Source organism: Pseudoalteromonas sp. ND6B (genome assembly GCF_000764215.1).
Lineage (GTDB): Bacteria > Pseudomonadota > Gammaproteobacteria > Enterobacterales > Alteromonadaceae > Pseudoalteromonas > Pseudoalteromonas tetraodonis.
In genome coordinates, this window is record NZ_JQFL01000083.1 from 1 (window position 1) to 2,068 (window position 2,068).

Sequence of the window (2,068 nt, forward strand, 5' to 3'; positions counted from 1 at the left end):
CCACCCTTTACAGCATTGTGGAAACCGCCAAGATAAATGGTCTAATCCCATTTAATTACATCTGTGCTTGCCTTGATGAACTGTGCCAGCCTGAGCCCGATATCGACAGCTTGTTACCCTGGAATTTTAAAACATAGGTGTAGTTCGCTAGACGCTCACCTTCTATCAATAAATTTACAGGCAGATATTTTAACTGGCTTTCTAAGAGATGCCTTACTTTTTGACATATAATAAATAATAAGATCCTTATATTTGTCATAGAATGACACCCACATAAGCTGGGAATAAGGGTGTAAAATTGATAAAGTTCTCTTTTTATCGGCTTTTTGTATTATTTTATAGTTATATGGTATTGTATAACCTAAAATATATTTGGAATTTTTAAGTCCTTTACTAATCCCTATTTCTGAATATTTTCTTCCTTTTATATCAACCTTTTCTATTTTTACCGCATCAGGCAGACCTAAAATAAACCTTACAACTCTGTCATGCTTATCATTAAGATGTAACCATTTAAACTTCTGTTCAGACAAATCAAAGCTCAGTTTATTGTCTCTACTGAATTTATATAGACCTCTATTGGAAAAGGTAATTGGAACTTCAAAAGGGCTAACTTCTGAGAGTAGAACCCTCTCCTTTGGTAAATTAATTGAAAGAGTGGATTTACTTTTCATTATAAATTTCTCGTTATATTGTATAGTTCAGACGGCTTATAATTTCGAAAAACCAGATTCTCATAACCATAAAGAAATGAGAGTTTGAATCGCCCCGTGTTTGCCAGAGACTCAATAACTTGAGAAACTGGAACTATGAAAAAATCAAATCGCTATACATCAGAATTTCGTGAACGTGCAATTAGGCTTGTTACCACACAACAGCATGAATACCCTTCTCTTTGGGCTGCGCTAGTATCGATTTCAGATAAACTGGGATGTACCCCAGAAACACTTAGAGCATGGGTCAAGAAATCTCAAGCTCAACCGTCTAAACCCTCTTCTAATACGCAATCAACTGAAGAACGCCTTGCCGTCTTAGAGCGCGAGAATAAAGAGCTCAAGCGAACGAATGATATCCTGAGGCAAGCTGCCGCTTTTTTCGCCCAAGCGGAGCTCGACCGCAAACAGAAGTAATAGTGGATTTTATTGATGCTTGCAGAGAGCATTACGGTGTCGAGTCAATTTGCAAGGAATTGCCGATTGCACCATCAACGTATTATTCTCATAAACAGATACAAAGAGAGCCTGAGCGACTGTCTAACCGCAAAAAGCGTGATGCTGAGCTGATAATACTCATTCGCGAAGTGTGGGAGGATAATATGTCAGTTTATGGTGCAAGAAAAATATGGAAGCAGCTACAGCTTGACGACCATCAAGTCGCCCGCTGTACAGTCGAACGATTGATGCGAGTTATGGGAATTCAAGGTGTTCGTCGGGGTAAAGCACATAAGACAACGATACCTGACGAGCAACAAGATAAGCCACTTGATTTAGTTAATCGTCAATTTACTGCTGAGCAGCCAAATCAACTTTGGGTAGCTGACATCACCTATGTTGCCACATGGAGTGGGTTTGTTTATGTCGCTTTCGTGATAGATGTTTTTTCACGATACATTGTAGGTTGGCGTGTATCAACGACAATGCACACAGAGCTTATTCTTGATGCGTTAGAGCAAGCTATTTGGCATCGTGGCAACCCCGAAGGGTTAATTCACCACAGCGACAGAGGCAGCCAATATTTGTCTATACGATACACTGAGCGACTTGCTGAAGCTGGAATTCAAGCGTCTGTAGGCAGTGTGGGTGACTCTTATGACAATGCATTGGCTGAAACAATAAATGGATTATTTAAAACAGAGATTATTCGCAGAAATGGCCCGTGGAAGAATGTTGATGCTGTTGAATACGCAACGTTAGAGTGGGTCAATTGGTTTAATAATCAACGCTTATTATCTTCAATTGGGTATATTTCACCAGCTCAATATGAAACAGACTACTATGATAATTTAAACGAGTCAGGTAAAGTGGCCTGACTTAAACAAACTGGTCTCCGATGAACTCGGGGCGATTCA

The 2,068-nt window shown here is 39.5% G+C and carries 3 protein-coding genes and 1 other annotated feature; of the genes, 2 read left to right on the plus strand and 1 reads right to left on the minus strand.

Features of this window, described 5'->3' with window-relative positions; translation table 11 throughout:
- On the plus strand, positions 1-137 hold a 137-nt coding region (locus ND6B_RS20060; protein WP_152569107.1), incomplete at its 5' end, for a transposase domain-containing protein.
- Positions 138-155: 18 nt separating this feature from the next.
- Here ND6B_RS20060 and ND6B_RS00730 read toward each other — a convergent pair.
- Complete coding sequence (locus ND6B_RS00730; RefSeq protein ID WP_033104358.1) at positions 156-674, minus strand: hypothetical protein; 519 nt, start codon at positions 672-674, stop codon at positions 156-158.
- Positions 675-809: 135 nt separating this feature from the next.
- Between ND6B_RS00730 and ND6B_RS00720 the strand changes: the two genes are divergently transcribed.
- A protein-coding gene (locus tag ND6B_RS00720; RefSeq protein WP_089368775.1) for an IS3 family transposase occupies positions 810-2,029 on the plus strand; the annotation gives its coding sequence in 2 pieces (ribosomal slippage) (positions 810-1,089 and positions 1,089-2,029; 1,221 coding nt in all).
- Positions 1,088-1,204, plus strand: a sequence feature (AL1L pseudoknot). Its footprint overlaps the gene before it by 117 nt.
- Positions 2,030-2,068: the final 39 nt, after the last annotated feature.

Coding starts and splice junctions, on each gene's coding strand:
- ND6B_RS00730 (WP_033104358.1), bottom strand. CDS start 674: ATGAAAAGTAAATCCACTCTTTCAATTAATTTACCAAAGGAGAGGGTT.